This is a genomic window from Sphingobacterium corticis (assembly GCF_042684745.1).
GTDB lineage: Bacteria > Bacteroidota > Bacteroidia > Sphingobacteriales > Sphingobacteriaceae > Sphingobacterium > Sphingobacterium corticis.
This window is the reverse complement of record NZ_JBHUMA010000006.1, coordinates 281,377-298,665: the sequence shown is the minus strand read 5'-3', so window position 1 is coordinate 298,665 and position 17,289 is coordinate 281,377. Positions and strand designations below refer to the sequence as shown.

Sequence of the window (17,289 nt, the reverse complement as noted above, 5' to 3'; positions counted from 1 at the left end):
CAGTTTCGTGCAAAATACCTAAATACAAAGCATAGACATTTACCAAGTAGTATTGGCCTTAAAGTTGTAAAGGATGCGTTGAACACATAAAAAATAAATGGAAGATACCGTTTTCGACGAGCATGTTTCGCGATATGAAGCGAAATTGAGAGGGACGTTAAAAGAGAAAGTGCTAAAAAAACTTATCAACAACGAAGTAATTATAAAGCGGTCTAGATGGGCCACTAATGCATACCTGGGCGCACGCACTGCTGGAAATCCAGAAAACTATTGCGAGCAAATTGCGACCAATATATTGCTAGATGGGTTATAGCATTTAGCTACCATAATCAAACATATGAAAGAAGATAAAGATACTACGAAACAGAACGTGCCTGCTATGAACACGGAAAATATAAGTCCGCTTTTTCAAGCAGCGTTGAATGCTAGTGTATCTGGTATAATCATTACGGACAATAGTTTACCTGATAATCCGATTATTTATTGCAACAAATCATTTGAACGGATAAGTGGTTATAACCGCGAAGAGATCATTGGCCATAACTGCCGATTCTTACAACGAGAAGATCGAGGTCAAGAAGCTCGTGAGCAGTTGCGCGAAGCGGTGAAGAATGGAGAAAGCGTTAACGTGGAGGTTCGCAACTATACCAAAGAAGGTACATTGTTTTGGAATGAACTATTTATCTCGCCTATCAAGGATAACGACGGAAAGGTAACGCACTTCATCGGTGTGCAAAATGACGTTTCCGATCGTAAGAAAATAGAGCAAGAGCTTCGGTTTGAACGCGAAAAGATGGAAGAAAAAGTCATCGAACGCACAGAAAGCCTTCGCTTAAGTCAAGAATATTTAGAAAGCATTATCGAAACCGTTCGTGAAAGTTTATTGGTTTTAGATCCGGATCTAAAGGTGCTTACCGCTAACGAAGAGTTTATGCGGACTTTCAAAGTAAATCGTTCTGAGACCATAGGCCAAAAGCTTTATGAATTAGGAAATCGACAATGGGACATTCCGCAATTAAGCGATTTACTAGAAAAGATTCTACCAACAAACAATCCGGTTTTAGACTTCGAGGTGGAACATAACTTCCCGCATATTGGCCAAAAGTTAATGCTTTTAAATGCACACCGCATTGAGTTAGAAGGCTCGTATAAAGATCGTATTCTTTTAGCCATTGAAGATATTACGGATCATCGAGCTATTGAGGTTCGGAAGGATGATTTTTTAGCCGTGGCAAGTCACGAACTGAAAACACCATTAACTACTATTAAAGGTTACGTTCAATTTGCGCAACGTTTGTTACCAAAAGATTCTGAAGATAAGTTGATCGACATCATGGATAAGGCTAACATCCAATTGGATCGTCTAGGTCGGCTTATTGCTGAATTGTTGGATGTCTCAAAGATTCAATCCGGAAAATTTGAATTGCATCGTGATGAATTTGATTTTAACAAGATGGTTCACCAAGCCGTTGACGAGCTGAGACAAGCAACCGAAAGTCACGAAATAGAGGTTTCAGGAAAGATCGAAACTAAGCTTTTTGGAGACGAGGCACAGTTGGCACAAGTTGTAAACAACCTCATTGCCAACGCCATAAAATATTCTCCGAAAGCAAATAAAATAAAGGTTGACATTTCTACGGTAAGTAATTATGTCAAGTTTTCGGTAAAAGATTTTGGCATGGGGATCAGCATAAACGATCAGAAAAAGATTTTTGAACGCTTTTATCGCGTCCGTAACATACAGCAACAATTTCCGGGCATGGGAATTGGATTATTTATCTGCGAACAAATCATTAAGCAACACGAAGGAACACTTTGGGTGGACAGTGAAGAAGACGTGGGTTCCACATTTAGTTTTACATTACCATTAGGTACAGAGCACGAAAATCATGGCATTTAAGAAAAAAATTATGATTTGCGATGACGACGCCGGAATAGTCAACATGTTGGAAATGCTATTGGAATTTGCCGGAGATTACTCCGTAGAAAGCGATACCGATAGCCTACATATACACGAAAAATTACTCACGGAGAAACCCGATTTGCTGCTGGTAGATTTATGGATGCCGGTAGTTTCTGGTGATCAGGTTATTAAGCGGGTTCGCGAAACCCGCGAGTTGGCTTATTTGCCAATTATAGCCATTTCAGCAAGTCCCGATGGTGAACAAATAGCACTCGATGCGGGCGCCGATTTGTTTTTAGCTAAACCATTTGATATGGATGAGATACTGGCTAAACTCGATCACTACCTCCATGAAGAAGATCAACAAATTTAATTTCGAAGGCAAACAATCCATAAAGTCATTTGTCTCGTATATGATTGTGACAACATTCATTTTTACTATTAAACAAAACACTAAAACACTACTATGAAAAAGAAATCTACACTATTTGTTGCGTTAGCTGCGCTTGCAGTTTCCTTTGGTTCAAGCTCTTGCTCCGATGATGATATGGGTAACGACATTGTTGGTCCAAACGTTGAATTTTATGCCATCGATGGCGAGAACCACTTACTTCGATACAATGCGCAAAACGTAAACAAGGCAGTGGCTGAGCATACTATTACAGGTACAGAGAGCAATGAAAAAATCTTAGGTATTGATTTCCGTCCAGAGAATGGAGAATTGTATGCAATAGGAAGTAGCAATAGAATCTATGTATTGAATACCCAAACTGGTGCAGCTACCGCAGTTGGAGCTACCGCTTTTACGCCAGGTTTGAACGCTGATATGGTTGGTTTCGACTTTAATCCAACCGTGGACAGAATTCGAGTTGTTACCGCTCAAGGACAAAATTTACGTATTCACCCAGATTTAGGAACAGTTGCATTTACAGATGGTGAACTGAATGGCGTAGCAGACGCTAAGGTTACCGCAGCAGCCTATACAAACAATACAGCTGATGCAACGACAACGACATTATACGTTATTGATGTTACAACCAACAGGCTATACAAACAAGACCCGCCAAACGATGGTGTCTTAGCTTTAGTTGGCGACTTGGGATTGGATATTACCGCTGCAGGCGGATTTGATATCAGTGCTGATGGAACGCATATCTTAGCGACATTGGAAGTTGACGGAAAACATGCTGTTTATAGCATCAACTTGGAAACAGGTCGTGCTACAAAGACTACAAACAATTTTAGCAAGCCAATTTTTGGTATGGCTATACCAACAAGATAGTTTGCAATTATAAATTATCGAAACAGAAAACCACGCTATATAAGGTGTGGTTTTTTGTTTTTATTATTCATACGTTGGCTGCTGTCATTTCAATGTGATAAACACCCAAAATTACTACCGTACACTACCAACAAATAAACTTTGTCCTATCTTTGTGGCCATGTCTAAAATTGAAGAACTACAAAATGCTATCGCGGAAGAACGCGCTCTTTTACTAAACCACCCACTTTATGCGCGGATACAAACTGTTCAAGATTTGCGCGCTTTTACGGAAGGCCATGTGTACGCTGTTTGGGATTTCATGTCATTGCTCAAAGCATTGCAGATTCAATTGACATGCACCAGTACGCCTTGGTTTGCTAGTTCGATGCCCAATACCCGATATCTTATCAATGAAATTGTTTTGGCAGAAGAATCTGATGAATACATTGACGGAACTCGCTTAAGCCATTTTGAAATGTATTTGGACGCCATGCAAAGTATGGGCGCCAATACGCAGAAGATTGCTAATTTTATCGATGTAGCAAAATGTTCTTCGGATATCATCGATGTAATCAACAACTTCGATTTAGATCAACGAATCAAAGATTTCTTAATCTTTACCTTTACGGTAATCGCAAGTGAAAAATCACATCAAATCGCTTCTGCATTTACTTTCGGACGAGAAGATCTCATTCCAGATATGTTCACTTCGATATTGAGAGCATTACAAACTAAATCTCCAGCGGTTGACATGTCGAAGTTTATCTACTATTTCGAACGCCATATCGAGCTAGATGGTGATGAGCATGGCCCATTAGCGATGCAAATGATTGAAGAGCTTGCTGGTGACGACGAAGTCAAATGGATGGAGATGCAGGACGTAGCGCGCGAAGCATTGGTAAAACGTGCTGCACTTTGGGATGCTATTTCTGATCATATCGCTTAGGAGATACTGCTTCCTTGGTTCAAGTTGAAATAGAGTTCTTTTCATAGATCGTGCGCGACGAAAATTAGACTTACTAAATAATGTGTTCGGATTTTGGGAATTTTTCCGATAATAGATCATTTTAGAATTATTAATCAGACGCGACGAAAAGCCTTATTTCGAGAATCTTTTTTTAAACTTTCTAACACCGTCTTCCGATTCGACAAATGCTTTCATTTTAGCATAATTCAAAGCGGAGTAAGCTGTTGCTATAAAAAATATCCCTACCACGATCAATAAAATTTTCAACCCGCTAACTTCGCTAAACGTGAGTAGTCCGGATAGCATGAAACCTAGAAGCCACGTTATTGCAAGAGGTACACTAAAAAGGTTGATCAGTAACTTTGAAAAATCTATTGCTCCTATTTGTTTTAAAATCCAATCGAATAGCATCAGTATTATTCCAATTGGAATAATACTCATGCGATCATTGCGAAAACAGCACCTCCATTTTTGTCGATATACGAAAGAAAGTCCAGTATCATATCCTAAAATTTAATACCGCCGAACGCTTTTTCGGTATCCGGAATTTGCAACAAATGGCGTTTAGAAAAACGGAGTACGCCTGCAAATAGCAAAACGGGAAATTCTTGTATGCCTGTATTGTATAATGTTACCGATTCGTTGTAGTATTCCCGACGATCTGCAATATTATCTTCCAATCCGGAAACTCTATTCTGCAAACTGATAAATGAATCGTTGGCTTTGAGCACCGGATAATTCTCTGAAACAGCAAAAATGGAACGCAACGATTGTGTAATTTCATTACAAACCGTTACTTTTTCGTCGACCGTCGGAGCAGCTAAAAATTGCGTACGCAACTTGGTTAATTTCTCCAACATACTATCCTCATATGCCATGTATTCCTTTACTATCGCGATTAAGTTGGGAATTTCTTCCGCACGTTGCTTCAAAGAAACATCGATATTTGCAAAAGCCTTATCCACATTGTTATTCAAGAAAACAAGTCGGTTATAGATGCGGATTGCGGCGCTAACCAATCCAACCAACAAAGCGACAATAATAAGCAGAGCTAAAGCATTTCCCATAAATTCAGTTTAAAAAACAGTAAGTACTTGATTGATATATTGGTGAAATGTAATCGAAATTCCGTCATTCGTAACTTTGATATCCGAAGAAAGCACTAACGACATCCAAAGCAGGAATACAATAAAGTATGGTTTTAGATGATTCAGAAACTTCATCGTTTCCTCATGATTTTCCACTTCTTCGCTTGGCGTCATAGATAAAATCCGATGAGATTCGTCGTATCGGATAACCATTTCGTTGTCTTTTCGCGCCGCTTGCCCAATCATCAAATACGTTCTCATCGGGTTTTCTTCAATGATATATTCGACATATCGCTTGCCGGCGGAGCGATAAGAACGCTCTCTAAATTGGAGCAATTCCAGCTGATCAGGAATGACTTTTATCCGCCCTGTTTCATCCTCCAAATAAAAAGGTAAAAACTGGGAATCGCTGTAAACGGTATGGAAACTTTCCCTCCCATCGTAATCTCTCGAAATCTCTTCGACAAAATAACTGTAACCTGCACAAGGTAGATCATCAATCCTACTTGCGATGAAGTTATCAATCACAACTTTTCCTTCTATTTCCACTAATCCACTTGCTACCGAACGAATTTTCGACGTCGGTAAAGATCTTTGTAATTTGAATAAGCTTGGTCCATTTTTCCATTTCGCAAAAATGCCGCGACCGACAAAATATATTATTACACCAATAATATGCAGATGAGCAAAAAGAAACAAGAATAGCACAACGTGAAAAGCGTAATTTACGAACCGATGCAAGAAAGGCTTCTTCGGTTTGTCATCCAAAGATTGCTTTGGACGCTTTTTATCCATCTCTTCTCTGAAACGATTTCTTTGCGCACGCCTAACAAAAGGTGTAATGACTATAGCAATAATGGCGAGCAGAAACGTAGAAAGAAAAAGAAGAATGGTTATCAACAAAGCGTAATGCTGTTCGATCACGTATCCACCAAGTACCAAAGCAAAATAAATCAATGATAGCCTACGAAATTGGAACTTGGCAAAAATACTTTCCAATAACATCCGATGTCCGAATCCAAGCAATAATGAAACTACTAAGAATACCACAATCGAAATGGGGGGCAAATTAGATTCTCTTATATGGTTAAGAAATTCCTGCATTAATTTTTTGAATGTTGAGATATAATTTTCGGTTCGCCTTCAGAGTAAAAACAATTCAATATAAAAATATTAGTTCGCAAACGTTATTATTATTTGTAGATTCATCAAGATCAAAATAGCTAACAACACGATATGTTGACACACATTCACCCAAAGTTACCTATGCGGGATAAATCGATAACGCGTAACTACTACGTCGATGGTTTAGGATTTACAGAATTGGGGAATACCGATTTTCACGATTATTTGATGCTAAAAAAAGACCAAATTGAAATTCATTTTTTCCTTTTCCGAGAACTGAATCCTTTGGAAAATGATGGGCAAGTGTATATTCGTGTTGAGAATATTGAGGAATGGTACCGTTCGCTTGAAAAACGGGGAATTGCCATCCATCCAAATGCACCGCTACAGCACAAACCTTGGGGACAAAGCGAATTTTCGCTATTGGATCCCGATCATAATTTGTTGACATTCGGACAAGATTCGAAGATGGAGTAATCGTTCACATATTACGTATCAACCTACATTTTGCTTCAAAAAACTGTAATTTTGTATTTTACTGAAGTAGAAAATAGATCAGAATGGATCTATTTTCCAGAATACAAACTTGCCGTCGATTCATTTCAAAAAAATGCAAAAAATAAACCTAACTGTATTTAAGAATTTTTTCAAATCCGCCAACGCCGGTGGTATTTTGTTGTTATTATGTGTGATTGTGTCACTTGTAATCGCAAATAGTCCGTGGAAAGACAGCTTGCAAAATGCTTTAGATTTCTCGTTTGGATTGCAGAATGAAACCATACATCTTAAATATCCATTATTACTTTGGATAAATGATGGTTTAATGGCCGTCTTCTTTCTATTGGTTGGGCTCGAAATAAAACGTGAAATCGTAGAAGGAGAACTTTCATCGCCCCAAAAAGCATCACTTCCAATACTATGCGCCGTCGGTGGTGCAGTGGTTCCTGCGATAATCTATTTGTCCTTTAACAGCGGATTACCCTCTTCTGAAGGCTGGGGAATTCCGATGGCAACCGATATTGCCTTTGCACTTGCCGTTATCAATTTACTAGGAAATCGTATCCCCGCCAGCTTAAAAATTTTCTTAGCTGCTTTGGCAATCGTCGACGATCTCATCGCTATTTTAGTCATCGCATTCTTCTATTCGTCGGGTATTGAGGTTACGTATCTGATGTATGCCGGAATTGGATTATTAGTGCTTATCGGCATGAATAGAATAAATATCTTAAATCCTTATTTGTACCTAATTCCTGGTGTGTTTATTTGGTATTTTGTGCATCATTCTGGTATTCATGCAACAATAGCCGGTGTGCTGGTTGCTATGACCATTCCAACGAATAATACCGACGTAGAATCTCCATTGGAAAAATTGGAACACGCACTTGTACGACCCGTTAATTTTCTCATTATTCCGCTATTTGCTTTCGCCAACACAAACATCACTTGGCAATCGGAAATGGTGCATGGCCTAACTGCGCCATTAGGGTTGGGCATTACCTTCGGTTTGTTATTTGGAAAGCCGATTGGCATATTTCTAACAACATTTCTTTGTGTAAAAATCAAGATCGGACTCTTGCCTGCGCAAAGTAGTTGGATACACATGATTGGCGTAGGATTACTTGCAGGTATAGGCTTTACTATGTCGATTTTCATTGCCCTGCTTTCCTTTTCCGATCCATTACATATAGCAGAAGCTAAACTATCCATCCTATCCACCTCTGTTTTGGCAGGAATTCTTGGCTATCTATTGTTAAGAAACACGAAATATAAAGACACCCATGAAAGCCGGAACCTAAATGAGGATACAATAACCATCGGCGAGTCACTGCAAAATGAGAAGTAATTTGTGGTTTAGTTTCAATCAAATTACGTATCGATCTTCGTGATGCCGTAAGAACAGTCCCGGTTCCAATTTTAGAGAGATTTTTTTTTGCGCAAAATATTTATTTTAGCATCTATGGACAATATCGAAATAGAAAACATTTCACAACTCGAGAAATACGTGGATAAATTGATGGATGCCGCGGTAGCTATGGCTCCAAGGATCTTCACAGCAATCATTTCTGCTATATTGATTTATCTAGTTGGTATTTGGCTTATTCGACTAATTAAACGTATCGCATCAAAAGCATTTATCAAACGGCGAATGGAAATTTCTTTGCAAAATTTCCTGATTAATTTGATTTCTTGGTCGCTTAATATTCTACTTTTCATCATCGTTATTACGCAGTTGGGCGTTCAGACATCAGCTTTCGTTGCGATGATTGGTGCGGCAGGTTTAGCCATCGGTTTAGCACTTCAAGGATCATTATCCAATTTTGCTGGCGGTATATTGATTTTGGTTTTAAAACCATTTCGCGTAGGCGACTATATTTCGTCGAGTGCAGGCATTTCGGGGACCGTTCAACTTATAGATATTTTCAACACAAAACTATTGAGCCCGCAAAATCAGCTAGTTGTGGTTCCTAACGGAACATTATCGAACTCGCAGATCACCAATTTTACTGTTACGGGTACACGCCGCACTTGGTTCGATATTGGCGTTAGTTACGATACCGATTTGCGCTTGGCAAAACATGTTTTGATGGATGTTATTTCCAAAAATCAACATGCTTTTAGCGAGCCAGCTCCACAAGTCGTCGTTACCGAATTAGGCGATAGCGCGGTAAATCTTTCTGTTCGCGTAACTACAAACAACAAGGATTTTTGGGCGATGCAAGAAGAATTGATTATCGAATGTAAAGTGGCGCTGGAGAAAAATGGTATAGAGATTCCATTTCCGCAAAGCGAGATCCGCGTTCGAAACGGAAATATTTCTTCTTAGATAAGAGGTGGGAAAAGTAACGATTTAAATCGTTGCATAACACGGAGAGCCGCACCTACATGCTTGGCTCTCCTTGCTGATATTTTCTATTTAAACCCAAAATGATCGGCTAAAACAGTTTTTGCTGCGTGATATCCAGACATACCGTGCACACCTCCACCCGGTGGTGTCGAGGATGAACAAATGTAAACATCCTTTATGGATGTTCTGTAAGGAGTAAGTGAACGAACTGGTCGCGTGTAAAGCTGCCATATATCCATAATACCACCATTTATATCGCCTCCAACGTAGTTCGGGTTATAATGCTCCAATTCCGCGGTGTTGTATGTATGTTTGGCCAATATGGTATCTCGAAATCCGGGTGCAAAACGTTCCACCTGATTTTCTATTTGTTCCGTATAATCATCTATTGAGCCATTTGGAACATGACAATACGCCCAACCAGTATGCTGCCCAGCTGGCGCTCGACTTTCGTCAAAAGCGCTCTGTTGAGCAAAAAGAACAAACGGCTTCTCTACTTTTTTGCGTAGGTGACTTGCCTTCTCCGCCGCAGCGATCTCGGCGTATGTGTTTCCCAAGTGAACGGTGGAAGCTTCCTGACATCGAAGATCGAGAAAGGGGGTTTTCTCCGATAATGCCCAGTCAATTTTAAACACCCCCATGCCTTGTCTAAAATTTTGGAGCTGGCGCTTATATCCTTCTGCAAATTGCAAACCTTTTAAAGCGAGCAACTGCTTGGGCGTTAAATCCAAGATCAAAACTTTGTGATGAGGCAAACTGGCTATGTCTTCTACCCAAGTACTTACTTGTATCTTTCCTCCTATCGATTGGTAATAACTTGATAGGCCATTCGCAATGGATTGAGATCCGCCTACTGGCACCGGCCAACCAAAGGAATTTCCTACCGCGGAAAGCACTAATGCGATTGCCGAAGTGCTCCAGTTGCTCAGCGGTTGAATGCCGTGGGCAGCCATACCAGCCCATAGCGCTGCCGCTTGCGGTGTTTGAAATCGTTCTGCGATCCATGTCGCCGGTTGTAATGCACGCAAACCGAAAGCAGCCAAATCAATTGGTTTCTTTGGAAATCGCAATGGTCCCATAATCGCATCTGCCAACGCATCCCAATCTTTCAAAACCGGACGTATAAGTCGCTCATAGCGTTTGCCATCAATGCCCAATCCGTGCGCTGTTTCCTCGACAGAGTTATGCAGAAATGCTGTATCTGCGCTATCTAAAGGATGGGCAGCAGCATATTTCGGTTTTACGAAGCCTAATCCATGATCGGCCAAAGGTAGCTTTCGTAGAAATGGCGAAGCCATTGCCATCGGATGTATAGCCGAACAAACATCATGTTTGAAACCGGGTAATGTGAGCTCTTTTGTCCGCATCCCACCGCCAATCTGCCCATCGCCTTCCACTATAAGTGTAGCTAGGCCGTGCTGTTGCAACGTTATGGCAGCAGCTAAACCATTAGGACCAGACCCTACAATAACTGCATCAAACTTACTCATCCACCTTTGTTGATTTTTCTAGTTGTTCATACATAGTTTTGGTGCAGATTATATATTAATCGCACCCCGTATTTGGTTGAGCGTCTTTATCTACTACCGTAGAGTCCGCTGCATCAACTACTGCCTCATTATTATTTTCTGTGCTCGACCCGCAGGATGCTACTATAAAGGTAAACACTCCTGCCCACAATGCGAATTTTAAACGATTTTTCATATTTATTGCTTTTTTAAGAAGTAAAATATCTTCGGTAACGTGCCTTAAGTTCCTCTCTCTGTGTACTATCCAATTTCACTTTAGGATCCGTTTGCGAAACGACAGTGGACACCACTTTACTCACGCCCTTTCCTTTTTCAATGTACAGTACCGTAGGCGATGATATTCTTTTGATAGAATCCACGCCGACGGCGGTGTATGGATTCCATATATCTTTGAATTTATCCAACAATGCTTGGTAACCTGCGCTACCTTTCTTGGTAGTGATCACCTTTCCATCTTCAAGTTCTTTAAAGTCACGGATATCGTGAATATTAAGATAATATATTCGGACATGATCCTCGTTAGCGAATTCGATAAGCGGTTCTACAGCATTTCTAAACCATGGACATTTGGGCCATCCGAATAGTACGACTCCATTTTGCAAGTTCAAAATTTCATCCTCATTAGCATAGATGATTGGTATGCTATCAGGAAGAATTACCTGAACACTTGTGCTATCATTCAAACTTTCCAGCTCCTTCTTGAACTGCTGTGCTTCTTTGTTGTCGATAGAAACCGCGCTGTTCTTAACCGCATTCTTCGATTTTGCTTCGGAATCGCAACTGTAAAAATGAATCAGGATTCCGAATAATAGCAAATAGGTGATTGTTCTTTTCATGATTTTGCCTCGCTTTCTATTTTTCAGTTGGTGTATATTTTTTTATTTTGTTTCCCATATCAATAACCGTTGCTTTAGGCAAATATCGTTGTATAAGGCTTGTCGCAATTGCAGACCGATACCCGGACGCACAATGTATCACAATAGGTTTATCTGCATCGAGTGACGATATTTGCTCTCGCAGCTTCTGCAAAGGAATGACATCTGTTTCATTAAAAATCGGCTTAGCCTGTGCTTCCTCCTTAGTACGAACATCTAGAATTTGATAAGTGCTTCGGTTATGATCAAAATCATCTTGGTTAAAATCAAGCGATTTTACAGCGTTGACCGGATTATGTACGATCACTCCTTTAACTAAGGTTTCGTAGCCGATCTTGCTAATAGTTTCCAACGTCGTTTCTACTGATTTTTCATTTTCTACAATTAAGTAAAACTTTTCTTCAGGATGCACGATCGTACCGAGCCAAGTTTCCCATTTATTTCGTATTGGAATATTTAATGCCCCCTTTATATGCGCTTTGCGAAAATCATCCGAAGATCTGGTATCTACTACTATATCCGCATTAGACTGATCAGGAATGGCGGTGATTGCCGGAATTTTTGTAATACTATTTTCCAAATTATCTGCACCTCGCCTATTTACCTCAATCGCAAATGGGAAATATGCTGGAATAGTCAATGGATCTTTCAACAGGAAATCGACAAATTCTCGCTCTGATTTGTACTGAAAAGCAGGATTATTTGCCTTTTCGTACCCAATAGTACTTTCTTTCGCATCGCTAAGGCTTTGTCCGCACAAAGATCCTGCACCATGGCCTGGATAAACCACAATGTTATCTTCTAATTCATTATATTTTGTACGTATCGTTTGATACAATTGCTTAGCCAGCTGTTCTCGCTGAACGCTAAACTCTCCGTCGGATTCTCGCAAGTCTGGTCGTCCTACACCACCAAGCAATAGCCCGTCGCCTGTAAAAATAACTTCCACTTTCCCATCCACTTCGAGCAATACCGAAATACTGTCTTGGGAATGGCCCGGTGTGTTAATTGCTCGAAGCGATACGTGGTCTGTTAGCTTCAGCGTGTCATTATCGTCGAAAACTTCATGCGGATAAGTCGCTTTAGCATATTTACTTATATATATAGGCACATGCTGCTCCTCGTGAACTTGTCGATGAGCGCTCACAAAATCGGCATGTGTATGTGTTTCTACGACAGCGATTATTTTCGAATTTTGCGTAGTTGCATAAGCATAATAGTTTGAAGGATTTCGGGTCGGATCAATTAAAACGATCTTTCCCTCCGCCTCTAACGCGTAAGAGAACTGCGCCAATCCCTCATCCACAAATTGCTTAACGGTATATAGCTTGTTGGCTTGTTCTTTACTTGAATTTTTACACGATGAAACAACACCGTTTATCAAAACAAGTCCAAATACGCTCAACGATTTCTGTAGAAATAGTTTTCTTTTCATAGCTAACTTATTTATCGATCTGCTAATAGCGGAATAAATTATTTTCCATATACCATTCTTTACCTGTCAAGTAATCTTCATCCAATCTATCTAAAGCGATTTGTACGTTATTGTTATTAGCATCCAATCCTTCCAACGTAATTTTATGCTTAGACGGTCTTGTATAATGCCATCGCAAAATCCCCAAACCTTTTCCCACGGAAGTTCCATACAATTCATTTAATCCGACATCAAGCTTTTTATCTAAAAGTTTGCGCTCATCATTACTGAATTCTCTGTTTTTGTCGATTAAGTATAAATCCTGATTTTCCAAATCTATTTCGTAGTACAAGTAAGTTTTGCCACCTGCACGCCCGGTAAACTCATACGTTTTTAATACATCGTTTAATGCTGGCGTACCATTTCCCAAATTAATATCATAGGGCTTATTGACCTTGTACACCAAGGTGGAATAGCGTTCGAAAAATGCTTCATGCCAACGCACCGAGTCAGCCGGGTGATAGGGCAGATCTTTTCCGTTTACCGAAAAAGACGAAACGGTGTAATGGCCAGCCGCTTTCGCAAGTCCAGGGAGTACAGGTTCCTTCAAACGACCTTCGTTGTAAAAACGATCGTAACGGAAGAATCCATAAACAAAGACAAACAGTACAATAACAATTATCTTGATCGACGTATGAGCGATTCGCCACGTCGGCTGAGCTATTATTGGACGATAATAGTTCGGTGAGATGGGTTCACGCGCGATAAACAACTTCCAAATATCCGGCAGGTATTGCACCAATAGAAACAACGATAATAAAACGAAATAAGAACTATATACATGTACAGCACCGTCGTACGCAATATTTGCATGTCCGATATTGAATAAAACACCAGCGTTAATAATAGCACCTATGGCGGTAGTACCTCTAAAAAATAATAGCGCGCCGCCCAGAATTTCCAATACCCCTAAAAATATTTCGTATTTGTAAGACACACCCACGATTTGCCAGTAAAGTTTAAATGGTGCGTATTCGCCCAAATCTGTATTTAGATTGGCTAGTGATGGAAACGGCATTTGCATCGGAAAAAACTTGATAAACCCAAATGCAATCAATCCGAAAGCAACACGATAGCGCACGATTACGCGAAGCCAATAATAAAGTACCTGATAATTTGTTTGAGAACTATTTCTTGCCAATATGGTCCACACCGCGGTACCGATCGCAGCAACTAATGCTGTCAGCCACCAGGATACATAGGATGCAAATCCCCAAGTGCCGCTTTCGCTAGCAATGCTTATCCATCCGGCGCGAGATCCGCCAGCAATACTTGCTAAAAAATCGTATAGGGAATCTGGAGAGAAAAGCTTACTATACCAACCGCCGTCCATTGGCACGACCATGAGTATAAAAAATATAAAGACGAATCTAAATCCCACTTGTTCCCAAGGCTTCCAAATGGGCGGTTTGTGATCTTTATCGTAAGGTCTTATTGTAAAAATAGTATCCATCGTAGCATCGTTATCGTTAGTAAATTTTAATAGGATTTCTTCTTCCTTCTTTTATCAAATAGCGTTTTTGCTGCTGCTGCAAAGTCACGTTCAATGAATTGCCCAACTGATCGCTACCAGAAAGAATTAGGATGTTTGGCGCTTTTTCTTTAACAGAAAACGTAAAGGTATTTTTAGAATTTCTTCGATCTGTCAGCCTTAGTTTTGCCGTCCTCTTACCCTTTTCTTTTTTATAGGTGTAACTAAAGAATTTTCGGGAAGCATTGCCTAAAAACTCGTAATCGCGTAAGCGATTGGCCGCGATCTTTGGTTTCAAGCTATCTGCTGGGAACTTCAAGTTTGACCGAACACTAACGGTATTCCACGCCTCGAAAACCACATCTTTCCATCGCAAAGAATCCGTAAGAGAATGTGCTATGCTGTCGCCATTCCACACAAAATCCTCCACATCATATACTCCCTTCCAACGCGATACGCCTTCTTGTTTAGGAAAAGGATAGTTGCTATCCTTCCAAACGCCGTATGCTACGACACTAAAACTTCCGATGATGATCAGAAAAACAACTTGCAAATACGGTCGGTATTTCCAGATTGATTGCGTAAAATGCGGTATAAATTGATCAGGCGTTGCCGCATTATTTTTTACTAATAAATTAAAAAATCGAGGGAGATCATGGAGAAAGATCGTGAATGCAACTAAGAGCAGAAACGAACTATACACCTGCTCGCCGATCTCGTACACATAGTTAACAATCACAACGTTCAGTAGCGTAGCTAGCAATAATCCAGCACCGATTACTGCGGTGCGCCTATTCAAAAGAAATAATCCGGCAACTACTTCTAAAGCACCGATTACAGGCAGGTAACCAGCGGTAGCAATTCCATTGGTCAGATAATACAATTTCCAGAGCATAAAATCCCCGTATTCGGTATGCAGTTCGCTAAGCGTTGGCTCGGGAATTTGAATCGGTATTACTTTAACAATACCGATAAAAGTTATTGCCAACGCCAGTCGATAGCGCAACAGCACACGCAGCCAATAATAGATGCTATCGTCATCCAAACTTAATTTGTTTCTCGTAGATCTTCCGAAGACGACTACGAATACGACCGCAACGAATAGCGCAATAATCCAATTATAATAGCCTATCACATTACCACCCGCGTATTCGCTTTCGGGTACAAATGATGTGCGGTAAGTAGCCAACTGAAATAGGTTTTCGAAAGAAAATACCGATCCGTTCGATAAAGACTCGAATAGCGCCAAATCATACGGGATAGAAAGTATCAAAAAGAACAGCACGGCTACTTCCAACAGGAAGCTATATCGTGTTCTTTCAATTTGCGATGATGTATTCGTATTCATTTATACAAAATTTAATCTAATCCTGGATTCTGTTCTAAGCTGGGATCTATGGCCAATTGCGCGAAAGGAATGGGCAATAACAACCTATTTTGGTCGGTAATATTCAATACTTCCTGCGCTCTACCCGTACGCACCAAATCATACCAACGGTGATTCTCGAGTGCAAATTCGACCTGATTTTCTCTTTCTATATGGAGCAGTAATTCGGTGGAAGACGTAATATTTGTTAAGAGCGGAATATTCGCTCGGCTTCTTACGGCATTCAAATCAGACAACGATGCTGCTAAATCACCTGCACCGTTCCGTTGGGCTAATGCTTCCGACCGGATTAAATACAATTCGGCCGTACGTATCAAGAATGCCGGATCAGTTCGATTAACGCGGTAATACAAATTACCTATCAAAACATTCGGATCGGTAGCAGTCGAAGTTTTGTAAACTAATGCAGCACGATCGCCTCCTATTTGTGGGTTATTCAACAAATCAAATATTTTGCTGGAAGGTCGGATCCAGGCGGTTCCACCGTTTGCACTCGCTAACCATTGCCCTGCTTGATTATTCGTATTGTTGACGTCATAAAAAAGTTCAAAAACAGTTTCTTGGGTGTTCGATGCATTATTAGCGTAAAACGATTGATAAGGTGCAACCAAAGTGTAATTCGCTTGGTCACTGATCAAATAACTAGCATAGCGAATAGCCTCTTCCCAGTTTTGTTGATAGAGGTAAAACCTAGCAAGCAGTGCTCTAGCGGTCTTTTTGGTAGCGCGAATTCGATTGGTCGTTTCCGGCAAAAGTTCTTCCGCACGTTTCAAATCGGAAAGCACTTGTGCGTAAGTTTCCTGCAGGCTGCTCCTAGGTAATGTTGGAAGTGAATTGGCAGAACTTGTGGGTTCCAAAACCAACTGAACGCCGCCCCAAGTTCTAGCTAGATCGAAATATGCCAACCCCCGTACGAAATACGCTTCTCCGGTAAGTTGGTCGTTGATCTGCTGCGTAAAGTCCGTCGTTATTGGCAAACCGGGAACCTTTGCTATCACATGATTCGTTCTGTTAATCGTGTGATAAATTTGATTCCAAACTGTTGCCAGCACAGCTAGATCAGATCTTACGCTATGATTAGTTAATGTTTGATGTACTGTTTGACTACCTGTGTATACGATGTTATCTGCAGAGAAAAAGCCCAAAATCTGAAAGCTATATCCATAATAGCCATCCGACCGCAATGCGCTATAAATACCGCGAACAGCGGTTTCTGCTGAACTTCGATCCACTATAGTGACATCGTCCGAAACAGAATCTTTTGGCGCGACGTCCAAGAACGATTCGCAGCTAGTGATACTAATCGAAAAGATCAATAATATAATGTAGTTAATAAATTTCATATCCGAATGTGTTTGAAA

At 40.4% G+C, this 17,289-nt stretch carries 17 protein-coding genes; 8 read left to right on the top strand and 9 right to left on the bottom strand.

The window, feature by feature from the left end; translation table 11 throughout:
* Positions 1-97 precede the first annotated feature (97 nt).
* From ACFSQ3_RS07375 to ACFSQ3_RS07355, 5 genes are all read left to right on the top strand, one after another.
* Entirely contained in the window at positions 98-313 is a 216-nt protein-coding gene (locus ACFSQ3_RS07375) for a DUF1896 family protein (protein ID WP_380868894.1), read from the top strand.
* 24 nt (positions 314-337) lie between these two features.
* On the top strand, positions 338-1,900 hold the full coding sequence (locus ACFSQ3_RS07370; RefSeq protein WP_380868893.1) for a PAS domain-containing protein: 1,563 nt from the start codon (positions 338-340) through the stop codon (positions 1,898-1,900).
* A complete protein-coding gene (locus tag ACFSQ3_RS07365) occupies positions 1,890-2,276 on the top strand; it encodes a response regulator (protein WP_380868892.1) in 387 nt (128 codons plus the stop codon). The genes ACFSQ3_RS07370 and ACFSQ3_RS07365 overlap by 11 nt, the downstream gene beginning before the upstream one ends.
* Before the next feature lie 93 nt (positions 2,277-2,369).
* Positions 2,370-3,185: a DUF4394 domain-containing protein gene (locus ACFSQ3_RS07360; protein ID WP_380868891.1), complete on the top strand. Its 816-nt coding sequence runs from the start codon at positions 2,370-2,372 to the stop codon at positions 3,183-3,185.
* Positions 3,186-3,345: 160 nt separating this feature from the next.
* Complete coding sequence (locus ACFSQ3_RS07355) at positions 3,346-4,113, top strand: DUF3050 domain-containing protein (protein ID WP_380868890.1); 768 nt, start codon at positions 3,346-3,348, stop codon at positions 4,111-4,113.
* A 153-nt stretch (positions 4,114-4,266) separates the two neighbouring features.
* On the opposite strand, the gene ACFSQ3_RS07350 is transcribed toward ACFSQ3_RS07355, so the two are convergent.
* The 3 genes from ACFSQ3_RS07350 to ACFSQ3_RS07340 form a co-directional block, all read right to left on the bottom strand.
* Positions 4,267-4,575: a hypothetical protein gene (locus ACFSQ3_RS07350; RefSeq protein ID WP_380868889.1), complete on the bottom strand. Its 309-nt coding sequence runs from the start codon at positions 4,573-4,575 to the stop codon at positions 4,267-4,269.
* 65 nt (positions 4,576-4,640) lie between these two features.
* Positions 4,641-5,201, bottom strand: a complete 561-nt coding sequence (locus ACFSQ3_RS07345) for a LemA family protein (RefSeq protein ID WP_380868888.1) — start codon at positions 5,199-5,201, stop codon at positions 4,641-4,643.
* A gap of 9 nt (positions 5,202-5,210) precedes the next feature.
* Positions 5,211-6,272, bottom strand: a complete 1,062-nt coding sequence (locus ACFSQ3_RS07340) for a hypothetical protein (RefSeq protein ID WP_380868887.1) — start codon at positions 6,270-6,272, stop codon at positions 5,211-5,213.
* A gap of 186 nt (positions 6,273-6,458) precedes the next feature.
* On the opposite strand from ACFSQ3_RS07340, the gene ACFSQ3_RS07335 reads away from it, so the two are divergent.
* From ACFSQ3_RS07335 to ACFSQ3_RS07325, 3 genes are all read left to right on the top strand, one after another.
* The gene (locus tag ACFSQ3_RS07335) at positions 6,459-6,824 is read left to right on the top strand and encodes a bleomycin resistance protein (RefSeq protein WP_380868886.1); all 366 of its coding nucleotides are present in this window, start codon (positions 6,459-6,461) and stop codon (positions 6,822-6,824) included.
* A gap of 133 nt (positions 6,825-6,957) precedes the next feature.
* Positions 6,958-8,190: a Na+/H+ antiporter NhaA gene (gene nhaA / locus ACFSQ3_RS07330; RefSeq protein ID WP_380868885.1), complete on the top strand. Its 1,233-nt coding sequence runs from the start codon at positions 6,958-6,960 to the stop codon at positions 8,188-8,190.
* 114 nt (positions 8,191-8,304) lie between these two features.
* The gene (locus ACFSQ3_RS07325; RefSeq protein ID WP_380868884.1) at positions 8,305-9,171 is read left to right on the top strand and encodes a mechanosensitive ion channel family protein; all 867 of its coding nucleotides are present in this window, start codon (positions 8,305-8,307) and stop codon (positions 9,169-9,171) included.
* Positions 9,172-9,257: 86 nt separating this feature from the next.
* On the opposite strand, the gene ACFSQ3_RS07320 is transcribed toward ACFSQ3_RS07325, so the two are convergent.
* The 6 genes from ACFSQ3_RS07320 to ACFSQ3_RS07295 all read right to left on the bottom strand — a co-directional run bounded on the left by ACFSQ3_RS07320 (position 9,258) and on the right by ACFSQ3_RS07295 (position 17,271).
* A complete protein-coding gene (locus tag ACFSQ3_RS07320; protein WP_380868883.1) occupies positions 9,258-10,682 on the bottom strand; it encodes a phytoene desaturase family protein in 1,425 nt (474 codons plus the stop codon).
* Between the two features lie 227 nt (positions 10,683-10,909).
* On the bottom strand, positions 10,910-11,557 hold the full coding sequence (locus ACFSQ3_RS07315) for a hypothetical protein (protein WP_380868882.1): 648 nt from the start codon (positions 11,555-11,557) through the stop codon (positions 10,910-10,912).
* Between the two features lie 16 nt (positions 11,558-11,573).
* Positions 11,574-13,031, bottom strand: coding sequence for an MBL fold metallo-hydrolase (locus ACFSQ3_RS07310; protein ID WP_380868881.1), 1,458 nt, complete (start codon positions 13,029-13,031; stop codon positions 11,574-11,576).
* Between the two features lie 22 nt (positions 13,032-13,053).
* A complete protein-coding gene (locus ACFSQ3_RS07305; RefSeq protein ID WP_380868880.1) occupies positions 13,054-14,523 on the bottom strand; it encodes a hypothetical protein in 1,470 nt (489 codons plus the stop codon).
* A 16-nt stretch (positions 14,524-14,539) separates the two neighbouring features.
* Entirely contained in the window at positions 14,540-15,889 is a 1,350-nt protein-coding gene (locus ACFSQ3_RS07300) for a beta-carotene 15,15'-monooxygenase (protein WP_380868879.1), read from the bottom strand.
* A gap of 11 nt (positions 15,890-15,900) precedes the next feature.
* The gene (locus tag ACFSQ3_RS07295) at positions 15,901-17,271 is read right to left on the bottom strand and encodes a RagB/SusD family nutrient uptake outer membrane protein (protein WP_380868878.1); all 1,371 of its coding nucleotides are present in this window, start codon (positions 17,269-17,271) and stop codon (positions 15,901-15,903) included.
* Positions 17,272-17,289 lie beyond the last annotated feature (18 nt).